This window comes from Pseudomonas sp. ASL9 (assembly GCF_056680335.1).
Window position 1 is genome coordinate 4,701,395 of the sequence record NZ_CM155277.1, and the last position, 16,738, is coordinate 4,718,132.

Annotated in this window: 16 protein-coding genes and 1 pseudogene; 6 read left to right on the plus strand and 11 right to left on the minus strand. The window is 57.6% G+C overall.

Translation table 11 applies throughout. The features are described from left to right. Nucleotides 1-111: 111 nt before the first annotated feature. From AC1ME2_RS21705 to AC1ME2_RS21730, 6 genes are all read right to left on the minus strand, one after another. Nucleotides 112-1,137 carry an IS110 family RNA-guided transposase gene (locus AC1ME2_RS21705; protein WP_480436668.1) on the minus strand — a complete coding sequence of 342 codons (1,026 nt, stop codon included), beginning with the start codon at nucleotides 1,135-1,137 and terminating at the stop codon, nucleotides 112-114. 327 nt (nucleotides 1,138-1,464) lie between these two features. After that, nucleotides 1,465-2,289, minus strand: coding sequence for an iron uptake system protein EfeO (gene efeO, locus AC1ME2_RS21710; RefSeq protein ID WP_480436670.1), 825 nt, complete (start codon nucleotides 2,287-2,289; stop codon nucleotides 1,465-1,467). Nucleotides 2,290-2,318: 29 nt separating this feature from the next. Then, nucleotides 2,319-3,629: an iron uptake transporter deferrochelatase/peroxidase subunit gene (efeB, locus tag AC1ME2_RS21715; RefSeq protein WP_480436672.1), complete on the minus strand. Its 1,311-nt coding sequence runs from the start codon at nucleotides 3,627-3,629 to the stop codon at nucleotides 2,319-2,321. 45 nt (nucleotides 3,630-3,674) lie between these two features. Beyond that, nucleotides 3,675-4,883, minus strand: a complete 1,209-nt coding sequence (efeO, locus tag AC1ME2_RS21720) for an iron uptake system protein EfeO (RefSeq protein ID WP_480436674.1) — start codon at nucleotides 4,881-4,883, stop codon at nucleotides 3,675-3,677. A gap of 8 nt (nucleotides 4,884-4,891) precedes the next feature. Continuing rightward, nucleotides 4,892-5,749: an iron uptake transporter permease EfeU gene (gene efeU, locus AC1ME2_RS21725; protein ID WP_480436675.1), complete on the minus strand. Its 858-nt coding sequence runs from the start codon at nucleotides 5,747-5,749 to the stop codon at nucleotides 4,892-4,894. Between the two features lie 178 nt (nucleotides 5,750-5,927). Beyond that, the gene (locus tag AC1ME2_RS21730; protein ID WP_480436676.1) at nucleotides 5,928-6,806 is read right to left on the minus strand and encodes a LysR family transcriptional regulator; all 879 of its coding nucleotides are present in this window, start codon (nucleotides 6,804-6,806) and stop codon (nucleotides 5,928-5,930) included. A gap of 133 nt (nucleotides 6,807-6,939) precedes the next feature. Here AC1ME2_RS21730 and AC1ME2_RS21735 point away from each other — a divergent pair, with 133 nt between their 5' ends. From AC1ME2_RS21735 to AC1ME2_RS21755, 5 genes are all read left to right on the plus strand, one after another. Beyond that, nucleotides 6,940-8,232, plus strand: coding sequence for a CitMHS family transporter (locus AC1ME2_RS21735; protein ID WP_480442268.1), 1,293 nt, complete (start codon nucleotides 6,940-6,942; stop codon nucleotides 8,230-8,232). A 1-nt stretch (nucleotide 8,233) separates the two neighbouring features. Beyond that, a complete protein-coding gene (locus AC1ME2_RS21740) occupies nucleotides 8,234-9,598 on the plus strand; it encodes an acyclic terpene utilization AtuA family protein (protein ID WP_480436679.1) in 1,365 nt (454 codons plus the stop codon). Beyond that, nucleotides 9,595-9,912, plus strand: a complete 318-nt coding sequence (locus AC1ME2_RS21745) for an AtuA-related protein (protein WP_480436680.1) — start codon at nucleotides 9,595-9,597, stop codon at nucleotides 9,910-9,912. Before AC1ME2_RS21740 ends, AC1ME2_RS21745 begins: the two co-directional genes overlap by 4 nt. Before the next feature lie 206 nt (nucleotides 9,913-10,118). Beyond that, on the plus strand, nucleotides 10,119-10,334 hold the full coding sequence (locus AC1ME2_RS21750) for a hypothetical protein (RefSeq protein WP_480436681.1): 216 nt from the start codon (nucleotides 10,119-10,121) through the stop codon (nucleotides 10,332-10,334). Between the two features lie 48 nt (nucleotides 10,335-10,382). Then, nucleotides 10,383-11,132: an SDR family NAD(P)-dependent oxidoreductase gene (locus tag AC1ME2_RS21755; RefSeq protein ID WP_480436683.1), complete on the plus strand. Its 750-nt coding sequence runs from the start codon at nucleotides 10,383-10,385 to the stop codon at nucleotides 11,130-11,132. A 2-nt stretch (nucleotides 11,133-11,134) separates the two neighbouring features. Here AC1ME2_RS21755 and AC1ME2_RS21760 read toward each other — a convergent pair whose 3' ends face one another. From AC1ME2_RS21760 to AC1ME2_RS21780, 5 genes and pseudogenes are all read right to left on the minus strand, one after another. After that, the gene (locus AC1ME2_RS21760; RefSeq protein ID WP_480436685.1) at nucleotides 11,135-11,629 is read right to left on the minus strand and encodes a DUF4142 domain-containing protein; all 495 of its coding nucleotides are present in this window, start codon (nucleotides 11,627-11,629) and stop codon (nucleotides 11,135-11,137) included. Nucleotides 11,630-11,715: 86 nt separating this feature from the next. Then, on the minus strand, nucleotides 11,716-11,871 hold the full coding sequence (locus AC1ME2_RS21765; RefSeq protein ID WP_480436686.1) for a hypothetical protein: 156 nt from the start codon (nucleotides 11,869-11,871) through the stop codon (nucleotides 11,716-11,718). Between the two features lie 146 nt (nucleotides 11,872-12,017). Further along, the gene (locus tag AC1ME2_RS21770) at nucleotides 12,018-12,476 is read right to left on the minus strand and encodes a methyl-accepting chemotaxis protein (protein ID WP_480442270.1); all 459 of its coding nucleotides are present in this window, start codon (nucleotides 12,474-12,476) and stop codon (nucleotides 12,018-12,020) included. 87 nt (nucleotides 12,477-12,563) lie between these two features. Beyond that, nucleotides 12,564-13,337: pseudogene (locus AC1ME2_RS21775) on the minus strand (PAS domain-containing protein); the annotation flags it as partial. A 243-nt stretch (nucleotides 13,338-13,580) separates the two neighbouring features. Next, nucleotides 13,581-14,489 (minus strand): MurR/RpiR family transcriptional regulator, encoded by a 909-nt coding sequence (locus tag AC1ME2_RS21780; protein WP_480436688.1) that lies wholly within the window; start codon nucleotides 14,487-14,489, stop codon nucleotides 13,581-13,583. A 285-nt stretch (nucleotides 14,490-14,774) separates the two neighbouring features. Here AC1ME2_RS21780 and AC1ME2_RS21785 point away from each other — a divergent pair, with 285 nt between their 5' ends. Beyond that, nucleotides 14,775-16,712 (plus strand): bifunctional 5-dehydro-2-deoxygluconokinase/5-dehydro-2-deoxyphosphogluconate aldolase, encoded by a 1,938-nt coding sequence (locus tag AC1ME2_RS21785; RefSeq protein ID WP_480436689.1) that lies wholly within the window; start codon nucleotides 14,775-14,777, stop codon nucleotides 16,710-16,712. Nucleotides 16,713-16,738 lie beyond the last annotated feature (26 nt).

The window sequence follows — 16,738 nt, forward strand, 5'->3', positions numbered from 1 at the left end:
CTTCAAGAGCCGCGTAGGAGCCCAGGATCTCCGTCAGGCCGGTTGGCCGTTCATGTCATCTGTTATTCAGCATCGCAAAACCAGGTGGGTGGTGCTTGGGTGACAGCAGGGTCAGGCGGCCATAGCGCTTGGCCCTGCATCGAATTCAGTGTGGTGTGCGGCTATTGCCCAGGCGATACGTGCCAGTTTGTTGGCCAAGGCGCAAACCACCTTGTTTGGATGGCTTCGGCTCAGCAACTGGCGGACCCAGTCCGCCAGTGGGCCCGTCCGTCGATCCAGCGTTATCAAATAGACTCGAGCACCCTGGACAAATAGACGCCTTTGATTTCTATCACCGCGCTTGCTGATCCCCAGCAATACCTGCTTGCCGCCGGTGCTGTGTTGCTTGGGTACAAGCCCTATCGAGGCGGCATAGTCACGCCCACATTTGAACTGATGACCGTCGCCCAACTCTGCAGCCACGACGGTGGCGGTGATCGGGCCGACGCACGGAATCGTCATTAACCGGCGGGCCAGATCATCGTCAGCGGCTTGGCGTTCGACTTGATGGTCCATCGCCTTGACCTTTTGGTCCAGGTAAGTGAAGTGGCTATGCAGGTCCATTAGCAACGTTTTGATTAGCCCAGAGAAGTCGCAGGTTTCGAGTAATACCGGCAATTCCCTGATGGCTTTGAAACTGGGAGTCAAACCGATACCGACTTCCAGAAGCGCGGCGTGGATGCGGTTGACGGTGGCGGTGCGATCCTTGATGAACGAGTCGCGCACGATATTGAGCAGGGCCAAAGCTTGCTGCGCTTCAGACTTGGGTGCGACAAATCGCATGCTGCCCCGGCTGGCGGCGTCGCAAATGCCTTCAGCATCAGCGAAGTCATTTTTGTTGCTTTTGACATAGGGGTGCACATGGTGCGGTGCAATCAGCTTGGGTTCATGCCCGAATCTGATCATCTCCCGAGCCATGAAGTGAGCCCCACCGCACGCTTCCATCGCGACAGTGCACGGTGGAAGATTGGCAAAGTATTTGGGATAGGTTGCGCGGCTGAGCTTTCTGCGTTGAAGCTCGCGCCCTTGGTTATCGTGAGCAACTACATGAAAGCTCTGTTTTCCCAGATCAATGCTGACAATCGCTGCGTGGTTCATGGAAATGATCTCCGTTAGATACCCAGTGAAAGCTTAGTGGGCGTTCCACTGGGTAGGCGGGGGTAACCATTTCATTAGAGATTTTGATCTGCCTTTGGGATTTGGAGTGAATTGACTACCAAATTACGGCAAGGCCCCGTTTCCAGAAGGCTGAGCAACGCCGGAGCGAGGGAAATCCGAGCCTAAGCCAGGATCCGTATGGAGGGGCAATGTACGGGAGCGAGACGAGCATGGGTCTGTGTAGGAGCTGCCGAAGGCTGCGATAAGGTTGGAACAACCTTCAGGGGAGCAGCTTCAGGATTCCTGGATCCTGAAGCTGCTTTTCACTCAGTTCAGACCCAGCTTGCCACGCAAGGTGGACAGGTCTTCAGCCAGGGTGTTGACCGGGCCAGTCAGCGCCTTGCGATCATTTGCACTGACTTTGTCATACGTCTCGTAGCCACCGTCTTTGGTTTTGTATTTGGCCAGGATCTTGTTGACCGCAGCAAAGTTCTTGTCGACTTTGGCGGCAAACGCTTTGTCCTGTTTTTCGATCTGCGGGCGGAACAGGTCGACGATTTTCTTGGCGCCGTCGATGTTGCCCTGGAAGTCATACAGGTCAGTGTGGCTGTAGCGGTCTTCTTCACCGGAAATTTTGGTGGCAGCGACTTCTTCGAGCAGCGCAGCAGCACCGCCGACGACTTTCTCAGGCGGGAAGGTCAGGCCTGCGACACGGGTTTGCAGGTCTTTCACGTCGCCGTTGAGTTTGTCGGCCAGTTCACCCAGGCCCGTGGTGCTGTTCTCGGAGAACAGGCTGTATTCGATGCGGTGGAAGCCAGTGAAGTCTTCAGCCTTCACGCCTTTTTCGTGGTCATCAACACGGGAGTCGATGGACGCATCCAGGTCACTGAACAACTCGGCAATCGGTTCGATGGATTCGTAGTAAACGCGAGTCGGGGCATACAGTTTTTTAGCGGTGGCCAGATCGCCTTTTTTCACGGCGTCGGTGAACTGCTGAGTGTGGCTGCCCAATTGATCAAGTTGTTCGGTGACGTAGATTTTGTAGTCCGAAATCGGTCCCACCAAGTCCAGCGGCGCTGTCGCGGCGAAGGCGGCCAAGGGAGTCTGGAGCAAGCCAAAGATAAGCATCAACGCGAGAGGCGACTTTTTCATGGGACTTTTCCGGGTGAGATGAGTGTGGGTCAAAGCGTTTTCGTCGGTGTGGACGCGGCAAGCAGCGACCGTCCGAGGTAATCCTGATGGTTGACGACACCGGGTAACGTGAAGAAGTAGCCACCGCCAATGGGCTTGAGGTACTCCTCTAGAGGTTCGCCATTGAGGCGTGTCTGCACGGTGATAAAGCCTTTTTCCAGATCGGACTGGTAGCAGATGAACAGCAGGCCCATGTCGAGCTGGCCGTTCTTGCTCACGCCGTTGGAGTAGTTGAACGGGCGACGCAAGATCCGGTTGCGCTCAGTGTCGGCGGTACGCGGGTTGGCCATGCGGATGTGCGAGTCCAGGCGAGTGTGCTTGCCGTGGGGATCGGCGGCGTAGTTCGGCACATTGGTCTCCTTCTTGCCATCCATCGGCGCGCCGGTGGTCTTGACCCGGCCAAAAATCGCTTCCTGTTCCTGCAAAGGCGTCCGGTCCCAGCGCTCGACGAAGTTACGGATGATCCGCACCGCCTGATAGCTGCCATTGGCGGTCCATGCGGGCTCATCGCTGCCGGGCTGAACCCAGACCAGGTAGTCCATGGATTTTTGATCGTTGGAATCGGGGTTGGCCGAACCGTCGCGAAAACCCAGGAAGTTACGTGCGCTCTCTGCGGGCTGTCCGGGTTTGATCGGTGCCTGAGCCGGTACGGTGCCTTCTTGCTTCCAGCGCACCAACAGCAAGTCGGGCAGGTTTTTGACGATGTCACGCAGGGCGTGAATGTTGCTGTCGGGCGTGTTGGCGCAGAACTGAATGCTCAAGTCACCGTGGCAGCGGTCAGGCTCCAGCGCATCATTAGGGAAGCCAACCATGCGGATCAGGCGCTTGGGCTTGACCAACGCGAGGCCGAAACGCTCGTCGAACAACGACTCACCGACCGACACGGTGATGGTCAGGTTGTCCGGCGTCACCACTGGGCCGAGGATGCCCGAATCCACCGGTGGGAATTTTGGATCGACCTGTGGCACAACACCGCCGGTCATCAGGAACGCGATGCGCTCATTCAGCGTGTGGAACAGGCGCTCAAGATCTTCACGGTCGCTGGCCAATACATCGAACGTGACGAGCATGCCTGCGGCGGGGCGGGGCGTGACAATGCCGGTCTGATGAGGGCCATGGAACTCGTTATGGTCCTGGGTCTTTTTGCTGTGCGGTGCTTCGGTGACTTGCGACGGGGACGCTGCCAGAACGTTGCCGCTCAGGCTGCTGCCCGCCAGTGCTGCACCCGCTGCGCCGAGCCCCAGAAGCACGCGGCGACGTTGGGCTGAAAGCGGGGCATTGGACATGTCTGAATCTTTCATAGTGATGAGGTCTTCGCTCTATTGCCGGCCTGAAAAGGACACTGTTTAAAGGCCTTTAAGGCCAAGGGCTGGATCGATGCCATCGAGTGCGTCGGCCAGTGCCTTGGCGCGGTCTGCTATCTGTTGGCGTTGCTCAGTCGTGACCTGATCGTACGGGCGGTAACCACTGTCGGTTTTCAAACTGTCGAGTTCAGAACCGAGGGCCGTTGAGGCCGCATCGATCTTTTGCAGCAGGTCGCCGGCCGTCTTGGCCAGCAGCGGACGCAACAGATCGATGACTTTGCGTGTGCCTTCCAGATTGGCGACAAAACCGCTCAGGTCAGCATGGCTGTAGCGTTCCTCTTCGCCGGTGCTGCGGATTTCGGCCAATGTGCGCATGTTGCGGGTGATGATGCCAACCAGTTGTTCGGGCGCCATGGTTTGCGCCATCAGTTGTTGCTTGAGGCTGGTGACGTCGGTTTGTAGTCGTTGCGCCGTCAGTGCCAGGCCATCGAGCTTGTTCTGATTGAACAGGGTGTATTCAATGCGATGGAAACCGGTGAAGCTCAGGTCTTGCTCGCGTTTTTCGTAGTAATCGGCGCGGGCGTTGATGGCGTTGTCCAACTCGGCAAAGCGCTGAGCGGCAGGCGCGATCCGCTGGTAAGCACTACGTGCCTGCAGATAAGCGCTCCGTGCCTGCTCCAGATCACCTGCGTCGATGGCCTGTTGCAGGGTGGTAACGGCCTTGATCAGCGCTGAACTCTGGCTGCTCAAATAAACGCGGTATTCGGACAATGGCCCGACAAACGCGAGCATCGATGGCCGGGCTTTGGCGCTGGCGTCGGATTCGGTGGTCGGGGTCACATGCAGGGTGCCGCGCGGGTTGCTCAGCAGGCCGCAGGTGATGGTGTAGTTGCCCGGCATCAGGTTGGCGTTGATCACCTGGCTCAGGCCGGGTGCAATGTTTTCGCGCTCTTCGAGCACCAGCACACCGTCAAGAATTTCCCATTCAACCGCGCGATCAGAGCGGTTGACGATACGGAAGGCGCTGCGTCCGGCGGGGACGGTCAAGGCATTCGGCTCACAATTATGGGCGTGAATAGTGACGGTGATCTCTGCGCTGTTATTGGCCTGGCGCTTTTGCATGGCAGCGCGAGAGGCATAGTAGAACAGCCCGCCGGCCGCGATCATGATGATCACGGAGCCGGCGACTGCCAATCGCAAGACGCGAGGAGGTCTGGCTTTCTCGGGAAGCCCAGAGGGGAGATTCGACATGGGTATCCTTACTCGTTCGTAGCGGAAGATGATTGGTGATGCACGGGTTTAGCCGATTGAGCCCCCGGCGCTGGCAGGAAGAACAGCACCAACGCTCCGATCAGGTAAATCAGATAAGCACCCAAGGTGCTGACTGTCGGCGCATCCTGATAACCAAACATGCCGGCCAGTACCGACCCCAGTGGGCCGTCCATCGGCAGATAAGCACTAAGGTCGAAGACCACCGCTTGCAAGTGATTCCATATCCCTGCTTCATGCAGCGCTTGCACCGAGGTGGAGAGAATCCCTGCGGCGACCACCAGAATGAACAGGCCGGTCCAACGGAAGAACATACCCAGATTCAGGCGCATGCTGCCGCTGTAGATGGCAAACCCCACACCAATGGCCAGCAGCAGGCCGAGCAGGGCACCGATGGGGGCCGCTGCACCTTCGCTTTGCTGGAACACCGCCAACAGGAAAAACACCGTTTCCAGCCCTTCGCGGGCGACGGCGAAGAACACCATGGCGATCAGTGCGTAAACTTGATTTTTTGATGTGGCGAGTGCAGCGTCGAGAGAGGCGTGCAACGAGTGCTTGATGGAGCGTGCGACCTTGCGCATCCAGAACACCATCGAACTGAGAATGCCCACGGCCACCAGGCCAATCACGCCTTCGAACAACTCTTGCTGTTTTTGCGGGAATTCAGCGCTGACCAGTTCCAGGCCGCCGCCGACCACCAGCGCCAGTGCGATTGCGAGGAAGACGCCAATCCATACGGCGGGCATCCACTCCCCGCGGCCGGTCTGCTTCAGGTAGCTGGCGATGATGCCAACAATAAGCGCGGCTTCAATCCCTTCGCGCAGCATGATCAAAAAAGGAACGAGCATTCTTCACCAGGTCATAACGGTAGGGTGAGTCACCGGATACGCAACGAGTATCAAGGTGCGTTTGGTAATCTGTAACTGAATGATACTCATTATTAAATGTGAATGCTTAATTTTTTCAGCACCCTGGTTTTTTTGCAGACTCGTACAGGCCAGATTTAGATTCTTCCCAAGCGTTGGATCAGAGTAGCGTCTTGATTAATTCCACAAAACGCTGGGCGGCCGGACTCAGGCGTTGACCTGCACGGGTGATCAGGCCGATTTCGCGGCTGACTCCCGGATGATCGACCGGCACACGCACCAAATCGCCACGGCCATCGTCTGCGGATTCGGGCAACAGCGTCATGCCCAGGCCCTGACGCACCAACGCCAGTACGGTCGACATGTAATTGGCTTCCAGCCCCGGCATCAGTTGCAGACCGTCGTCGGCAAACAACTGCTCCACGCGCTCGCGCACGCTGCTGTCACGGCCGGTCAGGATCATTGGCTGTCCTGCCAGCGCCGAGAGCTTCACTGATTGGCGTGATGCCAGCGAATGATCGCCAGGGATGAACAGGCACAACCGATCCACCCTCACCACCTGAAAGTCCAGGCCGTGGCCCATCCGCGCGCGTACCCCCAGACCGAAATCCACTTCGCCTTCACGCACCAGCGCATCGATGCGCTGCGCCACCACATCGCGCAGGCGTATCTCCACCCCCGGAAACTGTTCGCGAAATAGCTTCAGTACTGGAGGCAGTGCCCCTGAAGAGATCGAGGGCAGGGCGGCGATGGTTACCACGCCTCGGCGTAGCGCCGCCAGATCCCGCGAACTGGTGACGATGTTGTCCAGGTCCAGCAGCAGTTTTTCCATCGGCCCCAAGGCTTTTTGCCCGGCCGCCGTAAGGCTGACCTGACGCGGGCTGCGTTCGAGCAGCGTGACACCCAGCCAGTCTTCGAGTTGCTGAATCTGCACGGTCAGCGCCGAAGGCGACAGGTGTAGCGCTATTGCTGCCTTGGCAAAACTGCCGCTATGGGCCACGGCGAGAAAGGCCCGAATATGCTGGATCGAATTCTTCATTCTGTTTTTCCGAACGTAGCCTGGTGAACATTTCAATTTACAAAGCTTACCCCGCTTTTCAATACTCGTTGAAAACAACAACGGTTCGTTCCGCTGCCTCAGGCGCTCAGGAATGACACACAGGACTCTGCCCATGCTCGCCACGCTCGGTGTTATCACCATCCTCTGTCTGCTCATTGCTGTGATGAGCAAACGGCTCTCGCCACTGGTTGCGCTAATTGCGTTGCCGATCATCGCGGCATTGATCGGTGGCTTCGGCCTGGAAACCAGCGCCTTTATCATTACCGGCATCAAGAACGTCGCCCCGGTGGTGGGCATGTTCGTGTTCGCCATCCTGTTCTTTGGCGTCATGACCGACGCCGGCATGCTCGACCCCATCATTGACCGCATCCTGCGCACAGTAGGGACGCGACCGACACGGATCGTGATCGGCACTGCGTTACTGGCGTTGTTGGTGCATTTGGATGGTTCGGGGGCGGTGACTTTTCTGGTGACCATCCCAGCCATGCTCCCGCTCTATAACCGTCTTGGCATGGACCGGCGCATCCTGGCGTGCGTCACGGCCATGGCGGCCGGGGTCAATTTTCTGCCTTGGACCGGCCCGGTGCTGCGATCCTCGGCGGCGTTGCATGTGCCGGTGTCGGACCTGTTTCAACCACTGATTCCGGTGCAGATCGTGGGCTTGGTGTTTGTATTCACCTGCGCCTGGCTGCTCGGTCGCCGCGAAGAGCGTCGGCTCGGCCTTGGCGCTGGCGTCACGGTCGATGTGGTTCCCCAGCGCACCCTCAGCGCGGAAGAAGAAGGGCTGCGTCGGCCACGGTTGTTCTGGCTCAATCTGCTGCTGACCGTGTTAGTGATGGGCGTGATGATTGCTGGCTGGGTCGACCCGGTGGTGATGTTCATGCTCGGTACCGTATTGGCGCTGTGCATCAACTACCCGAACGTAGACGCCCAGCGGGCCCGCGTCGATGCACACGCCAAAACCGCCTTGACCATGGCCAGCATCCTCCTGGCGGCCGGGGTGTTCACCGGGATCATGCAGGGCAGCGGCATGCTCAAAGCCATGGCTGAAGTGGCGGTGGCGCAGATCCCCGCTGGCCACGGTCATTTGATCCCTGCGGTAGTGGGCTTTCTGTCCATGCCGTTGAGCCTGTTGTTTGATCCAGACTCGTTCTATTTCGGTGTGATGCCAGTGATCGCTGAAGTCGGCAAGGCGCTGGGCGTCGACCCGCTGCAAGTGGCTCAGGCCTCGTTGCTCGGCGTACACACCACCGGGTTCCCGGTGAGCCCGCTGACGCCAGCGACCTTTCTGTTGGTCGGCCTGTGCAAGATCGAGTTGGCCGACCACCAACGTTTCACCATCCCCTTTATGTTCGCCGCGTCGGTGTTGATGACCCTGACCGCATTGCTCCTGGGAGTCTTCTGACATGAAAACCTTACGCATAGGCTCTGGCGCCGGTTACTCGGGTGACCGCATTGAGCCTGCCGTGGAACTGGCCGAGCAGGGCGATCTGGACTATCTGGTCTTTGAATGCCTGGCCGAACGCACCATCGCCTTGGCACAGCAGGCCCGTCTGGCTGATCCCGAGGCGGGTTACGACCCCTTGCTGAGCGAGCGTATGCGCCGGGTGCTGCCTTTTGTCGGTTGTGGCATTAATGGCCATCGCCGACGCTTGCGCGTGATCACGAACATGGGCGCCGCCAACCCGCTGGCGGCCGCTCGCGAGGTACGGCGGATCGCTGCGGAGCTGGGGTTGAACCGCCTGAAAGTCGCCGCGTTGACCGGCGATGATGTGCTCGATACGTTGCAGGCCGAGCCTTCCTTGCTACTCGACAATGGTGCAACCCTGGGCTCGCTGGGCGAAAGACTGATCTCGGCCAATGCATATCTGGGCGCGGCAGGCATCGTCGAAGCGCTGCAGGCCGACGCGGATGTGGTGATCACCGGCAGGGTCGCCGACCCATCGTTGTTCCTCGCACCGCAGCTGTTCGAGTTTGGTTGGGCTGAAGATGATTGGGCCTTGTTGGGGCGCGGCACATTGGTTGGCCATCTGCTCGAATGCGCCGGACAGATCAGCGGCGGGTACTTTGCCGATCCCGGCTACAAGGATGTTCCCGATCTGGCTCGGCTGGGCTTCCCGCTGGCCGAGGTGGATGCTCAGGGGCGGGCGGTGATCAGCAAAGTGTCGGGCACGGGCGGACGCATCGACACCGCCACCTGCACTGAACAACTGATCTATGAAGTGCACGACCCGGCGGCGTACCTGACGCCGGATGTCAGTGCCGATTTTTCTGCGGTCAGCTTCAGTGCCGACGGTGTCGACCGGGTGCGTGTTGCGGGAGCAGACGGGCACCCACGGCCTGAAACCTTGAAGGTGTCGGTGGGTTACCTCGATGGCTGGATCGGCGAAGGGCAGATCGCGTATGGCGGGCCGGGGGCTGTGGCCCGGGCGCAGTTGGCCCGTGAGGTCGTGCTCGAACGGCTGAAACTGACCGGCGTGATCTACGACGAAGTGCGCGCTGAGCTGATTGGCGTCGATGCGTTGCACGGGGCCGGGCTAGGTTCACGCACGAGCAGCGAACCGTGGGAGGTGCGTTTGCGGGTGGCCGCACGCTGTGCTGATCGAGCCGAAGCGGTGCGGGTCGGCAATGAAGTGGAAACCCTGTACACCAACGGTCCTTACGGAGGTGGCGGGGCCAGCAAAAGCCTGCGTCAGGTGGTGGCGGTCGCGTCGCTGTACCTGCCACGTGATGCAGTCACCCCGCACGTTCATCTGGAGGATGCCCCATGAGTACCGTCAAACTGCGTGAGCTGGCCCATTCCCGCACGGGCGACAAAGGCGACACCTCGAACATTTCGGTCATCGCCTATCGCGCCGAAGACTACCCGCACCTGTGCCAGACGCTGACTGTCGAGCGCGTCACGGCCTGGTTTGTCGAACTGCTCGACCCGGCGGCAGGCCCTGTGCGGCGCTATGAGTTGCCCAATGTTCATGCCCTGAACTTCGTTTTGCCCGGCATCCTGCGCGGAGGCGTGACACGCTCCCTGGCACTGGACGCCCACGGCAAGGCGCTGGGGGCGGCGTTGTTGGACATGCAGGTGTAGGTCAGTGAGTGTTGTCCGGAGGCATAGCCCCGCAGGGGCTAGCTGACTGGCGGCATCAATAAGGAAATTAAAAAAAATTACTTAATAATGATTTGTGCTTATAGGACGATTAAAACTACTTTGACAGGGTTTAATATTGGATCCAATCTGTAGGACTGAAGCGTTATCTTTGTTGTGCTCATTTTGGTCATGAAGGAATTAAGGGTATGAGCGATCAGAACGCTGTTCTCCTTCAAAAAAACGAGAATGCCGACGCTGAAGTGTGTCGGGACTCTTCATTGACACCTTCGGATAAGCGCTCGGCAGAGTTAGCGATTTTTCACACTGTTCAGGTTCTTTTGAAGCGGTCCAACAGCCCGGCCCGACTGTCGATCTCCAGCATCAACGTGGATCGTGTGCCTGACCGGGTCAACCATTGCTAGTGCCGGGAAAACCGGGGCATGTAAAATCAGCTCGCTAAGGTGGTTCTCATGAAGAATGTAGTGGTCACCGGAGCTGCCAGTGGCATTGGCAAAGCAGTGGTCAAGGCTTGTATTTCCGAAGGCTTCCATGTGATTGCCGCAGACAATGACATGGATGGGCTTGAATGCCTGGCGGCAGGGGTCGGGCGTGAGCAGTTGGAGGTTCAGTTCGCGGATTTTTCCGATTTCTCCACCATCAAGTCGTTTATTCCTGGTCTGTATGAGAAGCACAACTCGCTGTACGCGCTGATCAATAACGCGGGCCTTTATCCAGGTAAAAGTGTTTGTCGCTATACCGATAAAGAACTCGACGATACTTGGATCGTCAACCTTAAAGCCTTGGTGTACCTGTCCAAAGACTTTGCAGAGAGGGAAATGGAATCCAAAGCATTTCGCAGCATCGTCAACATCACCTCGGTGGAGGGGGAGGCTGGCGGCGGTGATGCGCGATACGGCGCTACTAAAGCGGGGGTGATTGGTTTGACCAAAGCCAACGCCTGGAACTTCGCCCCTTACATCCGAGTAAACGCGGTCTCGCCGGCCATGGTTCGCGAGACGGCCATTCACCCCTTGATTGCCAATTACCGACAACAAGAATACACGCGAGCGGAAACGATCAACGGCCCGACCAGATCCGATAGCATGGCCGATATAATTATTTTTTTGTTGTCCGAAAAGAGCACGCAGCTAACCGGGAAAGTCGTCGCAGTGAATGACGGTACCTACCCTGTGTATCAGCAAGAGGCCCGTGTGGGCTGATATTACTTGTCGTAGTTGGCCTGCAATTGTTTTGCCATGTCCAAGTGCCGTTGCAATGTAGGCAAGGTGTCTTTAGCGAACGTTGTGAGTGCCGGCGTCTGCGACGTCCTGACTTCATCCTGGAACAGCTTGATGGCGGCTTCATGAGCCTTCACTTGGTTGTTGATGTAGGCGTTGTCGAACGATGCGTCGCGGTATTGAAGAAACATGTTCTTGGCGCGGTCCATAAGTTCAATTTCACGGGCCAACGGTACCTGTAAAACCTTCGCCACCTCGGCCAGTTTCTGGTTGGTGTCGGTGTGGTCCTTGATCATCATTTGAGCGAAGCTTTTCACCTCAACGGAGTGGCTTTTTTCGAGCGCCAGTTGGCTGGTCTGGATTTCTGCAAGGCCCTTGGCGGAGGCATTATCAACAAAGACTGCCGGGGAGGCCGCATAAGCATGGGTACACGCCATACCAAACAGCAGGGCAAGGCCGGTTGCTCGAAGGGTGGACATGCTGAGTTTCATGCGTGAATGCCTCGGACGGATAAACAACAAGTTTCAGTAAGGCGGGAATAAAAATCCCCGCCTTAGCCGGTCACTTACTTGCTGCGTCCGCCGGTATAGCCCTGTTCTGGGCCTTTTTTTCCGGGATCAGGAGCTTTTTCGTGGCCCTGGGCAAGGTTGCCGCCGCCACTGCTCTTTTTGCTGGGGTCAGAGTGCTTGTCGCCAGCCGTTGGTTTTTTGTTGGTAGGCATGATGAATTCACCTCTTCATGAGTGCGTGCTGTTACGAGGTCTATGGGCCTCGTAACAGATTTGAATCCATGCATTACAAAAGGTTTAACAAATGACAGAAGTAACCGATGAGTGGTGTTAGTCACCGGTGCTGAATCGTTTTGGGTTCAGCGCGCCACATCCTGACGAGCAAACATCCTCACCGCATCCACGGCATTGCTCGTGCCGTCGCTTATTTGCACGATGACCGAGCCGGCCTGATCGGCCAGTTCCACACCTTTGGCAGCCGTTGTTCGGGTATTGTCCATGCTCTCGATGGCTTGCTGGGTCTCGCTCTGGATCACCTGAATCATTTCTGATATTTCCGCTGTGGAGCGGCTGGTACGTCCTGCCAGTTGCCGGACTTCGTCGGCAACCACTGCGAATCCTCGGCCTTGATCCCCGGCCCGCGCTGCTTCAATGGCTGCGTTGAGGGCCAACAGATTGGTTTGGTCGGCGATGCTGCGGATGGTATTGACGATGGCGCTGATCTGTCCCGAACGCTCGCCTAATTGGGTGATGATCCGGGAGGAGTCCTCGATATCTATGGATATCTGGCGCATCTCGCTGGCGGCCTGCTGAATCACCCGTGTGCCTTGTTCGGTGACCTTCTGTGTCTCGACGGAGATGTGATACGCCTGGGCGGCGCTATGGGCATCCTTTTCATGCTGTTCGATACGCGCGGTAATGTCAGAGGCGAATTTGACCACCTTGCACAATTTGCCGCTGGCGTCATGCACAGGGTTGTAGCTGGCCTCCATCCAAACGGTCTGGCCGTGCTTGCCCACCCGCTTGAACTGACCGCTGAAAAACTCACCCTTGTTCAGGCGCCGCCAGAAATCCTCGTACTCATCACTGTTGATCAATTCGGGCGGGCACAACTTCCGATGATACTTGCCCTGTAGTTCGTTCAGGCTATAGCCCAACAGCTTCAGCAGGTTTTGATTGGCAGAGAGAATACGTCCATCAAGATCGAACTCGATCACTGCCATGGAACGGTCGATGGCCTGAAGCTTGTTTTTCGCTTCAGTTTCAAGCTGGACTTTCTCAGTGACGTCGATGGCATATTTGATAACACTCACCACCTTGCCCGTGGTGTCTTTGACCGGGCTATAGCTGGCTTCGAGCCAGACCGGCTGGCCGTCGCCCGCAACGCGTCGAAAGGTCGCCGTGACGGAGTCTCCAGCTCGCAGGCGTGACCACAGTTGCGTGTATTCGTCGCTGCGGCTGTATTCGGAAGTGCAGAACTGCCGGTGCTCCTTGCCAATAACCTGGTCCCTTCGATAACGCAGGGTGTTGAGGAAGTTGTCATTGGCGCTGAGCACGATGCCATTCAAGTCAAACTCGATGGTTGCCATGGAGCGGTCAATGGCCTGAAGCAGGCAGGCTTGCTGGGCAATGACTTGTTGCAAGTCATGTATAACTTTTTTATTCGAGGCAAATAGCATGCTGCACCTGGCTCAGGGAAATAAGCGTGGATTAGAACCTCTGCTCCTTGGTCAGCAAGGCGAACAGGTGGTTTTTACATTCACTTATGCTAAAAGGCCATCATACGTATTTACGTCTAAAAAGCTGCAATTAATTGTACAAGATTTTATCTTTGTACAACTTATATTCGTTTGGGTTGAGGGATGTTGTTTTGGATACTTCGGGCGAGCGTGCGGGCAAAAAACGTCGGTCATTGTTTGAGGCTAATCCTCAAATCCCACCTGCTCATGTATCTGATCGACCTTTAGCTCCAGCCGATAAGCCACGGCGATGAACAGCGCCTGACACAGGCACAGCGTTGCGCTCAGGGAGCGGAAGGCGAAGGAGCTGCCTTCGTTGACCAGCAATAATGCGTTGGCGCGTTTGGCCAGAGGGGAGAGGTTGCTGTCGGTGATGATCAGGGTTTTTGCCAGATTGTGCTGGGCGATGCGCAGGCAGTGTTGGGTTTCTTTGCCATAGGGTGTGAAGCTGATGGCGATGACCAGGTCGTTGGCGCGCACGCTGCGCATTTGTTCGCGATAGCTGCCGCCCAGGCCTGAGATCAGGTGGATACGCTTGTTGGTGTGTTGCAGGTTGTAGACCAGGTAGTCGGCGACCGCAAAGGAACGCCGCACGCCAACCACATAGATGTTGTCTGCATTCACCACCAGATCGACCGCCTTGTCGAAGGCCTCGTCATCGAGTTCGGCACCCAGACGTTCCAGCCCGGACAGCGTGGCATTCACACACTCGCGTGCCAGGTCGCCGCCGCTGGCTTTCTGCGACTTGTTGGCGATCATGCTGCGGATGCGCTGCTGGTAGTTCTGAACCGGGGTGGTCTTGTGGGTATAGGCCTCACGAAACAGCGCCTGCATTTCACTGAAGCCGCTGAATCCGAACCGCTGGGAAAACCGCACGATGGCCGACGGATGCACTTCGCATTCACGGGCGATATCGCTGATGCGGTCGACCATGATCCGGTCGCTTTGCTGGCTCATGTAGGTGGCGATACGTTTGAGCTGACGCGGCAAGTTTTCGTATTCAGTGGTGATCAGCTTGAGCAGACCTTCGGCGTTCATTAGCGGCGCGTCGGCGCAGCTTTCGGGCAACGCGTGCTGATCAGTACTGGGCATACGATTCAATCCTTCTGGCTTGCTCTTATAAGGCATTGCGGGCCGAAAGAACCGGTCCTGGCCCTGACACTAGACGGTGCAGTTTACAGGGGTTGCGATGTATATCCTCGCCTGTTTAGCACGAAGTGCTATTGCACCAAAGCATATTGGAAAAAATATTCCACATAAAAAATTTATAGAATAAATATTGATCGTCGTCGACAGACGTTCTAGTCTGCACCCACCAAGAGCGTTTCGCGCAACTTCGGCGCGCAACGCAGGCTGATAAAAATAACAGGAGCCAGCATGGGCCAGACTCGTTTTGCCAGTGGGCGTCAATTGGATCTGATTTGCCTCGGGCGCCTCGGCGTCGATCTTTACGCACAGCAGGTCGGTGCGCGGCTGGAGGATGTCAGCAGTTTTGCCAAATACCTCGGTGGCTCGTCGGCGAACATCGCCTTCGGAACCGCTCGCCTGGGGCTCAAATCCGCCATGCTCAGCCGGGTCGGTGACGACCATATGGGCCGCTTCCTCCTCGAGTCCCTGGTCCGGGAAGGGTGTGACATCAGCGGGATCAAGGTCGATCCGGAACGCTTGACCGCCCTGGTTCTGCTGGGTCTCAAGGACCGCGAAACCTTCCCGTTAGTGTTCTACCGCGAAAACTGCGCAGACATGGCGCTACGCAGCGAGGACATCAGTGAGGAACTGATTGCCTCCAGTAAAGCGCTGCTGATCACCGGTACCCATTTCTCCACTGATCAAGTGTTCAAGGCCAGCAGCCAGGCACTGGATTACGCCGAAAAACACAACGTCAAACGTATCCTCGATATCGACTACCGCCCCGTGCTGTGGGGTTTGGCAGGCAAGTCCGATGGTGAAACCCGGTTCGTCGCTGATCAAAAGGTCAGCCAGCATGTGCAGCGGATCCTGCCGCGTTTCGACCTGATCGTCGGCACCGAAGAAGAGTTTTTGATGGCTGGCGGTTCCAGCGATCTGCTCAGCGCCCTGCGCACCGTGCGTGGCCTGACTGCCGCGACACTGGTGGTCAAGCTCGGCCCACAAGGTTGCACGGTGATTCAGGGTGCGATCCCCGCCAGGCTGGAGGACGGTGCGATCTACCCCGGCGTGCGGGTCGAAGTACTGAACGTTCTGGGCGCCGGCGATGCCTTCATGTCGGGCTACCTGAAAGGTTGGCTGAACGATGCCAGCGACGAGCGTTGCTGCCAGTTGGCCAATGCCTGCGGTGGTCTGGTGGTGTCCCGGCATGCCTGCGCGCCCGCCATGCCGACCGTGGCCGAACTCGATTACCTGTTCAACAGCCCAGTGCCGATAACCCGCCCGGACCAGGACACGGTGCTGCAACGCCTGCATCAGGTCAGCGTGCCGCGTAAGCAATGGAAGCCGCTATTTATTTTCGCCTTCGATCATCGAGGGCAACTGGTGGAGCTGGCGCAGAAGGCGGGTCGTGATCTGAGCAGCATCGGTCAACTCAAGCAGCTCTTTATTCAGGCAGTGGAGCGGGTCGAAATCGATTTGAAAGAGCGGGGCATCGAAGCCGATGTCGGGCTGTTGGCTGATCAGCGTTTTGGTCAGGACTCACTGAACGCCGCGACCGGCCGTGGCTGGTGGGTCGCCCGCCCAGTGGAGGTGCAGGGCTCACGGCCGCTGATGTTCGAGCATGGTCGTTCGGTAGGCAGCAATTTGCTGAACTGGCCTCAGGAACACATCATCAAGTGCCTGGTGCAGTTTCATCCTGATGACGAACCGCTGCTGCGTCTGGAGCAGGAAGCCCAGCTCATGGGTCTGTACCAGGCCGCACAGGTCAGCGGGCACGAGCTGCTATTGGAAATAATCCCACCCAAAGATCATCCGTCCAGCTATCCCGATGTGCTCTATCGCGCGCTGAAACGCCTGTACAACCTAGGCATCTTCCCTGCGTGGTGGAAGATCGAAGCGCAGACCGCCGAGGTCTGGCAGCAACTCGATGAGTTGATTCGCGAGCGCGACCCTTATTGCCGAGGTGTGGTACTGCTGGGTCTGAACGCGCCTGTCGAAGCGTTGGCCAAGGGCTTCAAGCAAGCTCGCCACAGCAGCAGTTGCCGGGGTTTTGCCGTGGGTCGGACGATTTTTCAGGAACCCAGTCGGGCCTGGATGGCCGGCGAAATCGACGACGCGACCTTGATCAACCGGGTGCAAGGCACCTTTGTGCTCTTGATCGAGTCCTGGCGTGAGGCACGAGCCTGACGCCGTCGCTGTGATCTGAAATCTGT

Bases quoted from the DNA above. Each gene is read 5' to 3' on its own strand.
- AC1ME2_RS21785 (WP_480436689.1), top strand. From the start codon at position 14,775: ATGGGCCAGACTCGTTTTGCCAGTGGGCGTCAATTGGATCTGATTTGC.
- AC1ME2_RS21735 (WP_480442268.1), top strand. From the start codon at position 6,940: ATGCTCGCCACGCTCGGTGTTATCACCATCCTCTGTCTGCTCATTGCT.
- AC1ME2_RS21760 (WP_480436685.1), bottom strand. From the start codon at position 11,629: ATGTCCACCCTTCGAGCAACCGGCCTTGCCCTGCTGTTTGGTATGGCG.
- efeB (WP_480436672.1), bottom strand. From the start codon at position 3,629: ATGAAAGATTCAGACATGTCCAATGCCCCGCTTTCAGCCCAACGTCGC.
- AC1ME2_RS21765 (WP_480436686.1), bottom strand. From the start codon at position 11,871: ATGCCTACCAACAAAAAACCAACGGCTGGCGACAAGCACTCTGACCCC.
- AC1ME2_RS21755 (WP_480436683.1), top strand. From the start codon at position 10,383: ATGAAGAATGTAGTGGTCACCGGAGCTGCCAGTGGCATTGGCAAAGCA.
- AC1ME2_RS21740 (WP_480436679.1), top strand. From the start codon at position 8,234: ATGAAAACCTTACGCATAGGCTCTGGCGCCGGTTACTCGGGTGACCGC.
- efeU (WP_480436675.1), bottom strand. From the start codon at position 5,749: ATGCTCGTTCCTTTTTTGATCATGCTGCGCGAAGGGATTGAAGCCGCG.
- AC1ME2_RS21730 (WP_480436676.1), bottom strand. From the start codon at position 6,806: ATGAAGAATTCGATCCAGCATATTCGGGCCTTTCTCGCCGTGGCCCAT.
- AC1ME2_RS21705 (WP_480436668.1), bottom strand. From the start codon at position 1,137: ATGAACCACGCAGCGATTGTCAGCATTGATCTGGGAAAACAGAGCTTT.
- efeO (WP_480436674.1), bottom strand. From the start codon at position 4,883: ATGTCGAATCTCCCCTCTGGGCTTCCCGAGAAAGCCAGACCTCCTCGC.
- AC1ME2_RS21780 (WP_480436688.1), bottom strand. From the start codon at position 14,489: ATGCCCAGTACTGATCAGCACGCGTTGCCCGAAAGCTGCGCCGACGCG.
- AC1ME2_RS21745 (WP_480436680.1), top strand. From the start codon at position 9,595: ATGAGTACCGTCAAACTGCGTGAGCTGGCCCATTCCCGCACGGGCGAC.
- AC1ME2_RS21750 (WP_480436681.1), top strand. From the start codon at position 10,119: ATGAGCGATCAGAACGCTGTTCTCCTTCAAAAAAACGAGAATGCCGAC.
- efeO (WP_480436670.1), bottom strand. From the start codon at position 2,289: ATGAAAAAGTCGCCTCTCGCGTTGATGCTTATCTTTGGCTTGCTCCAG.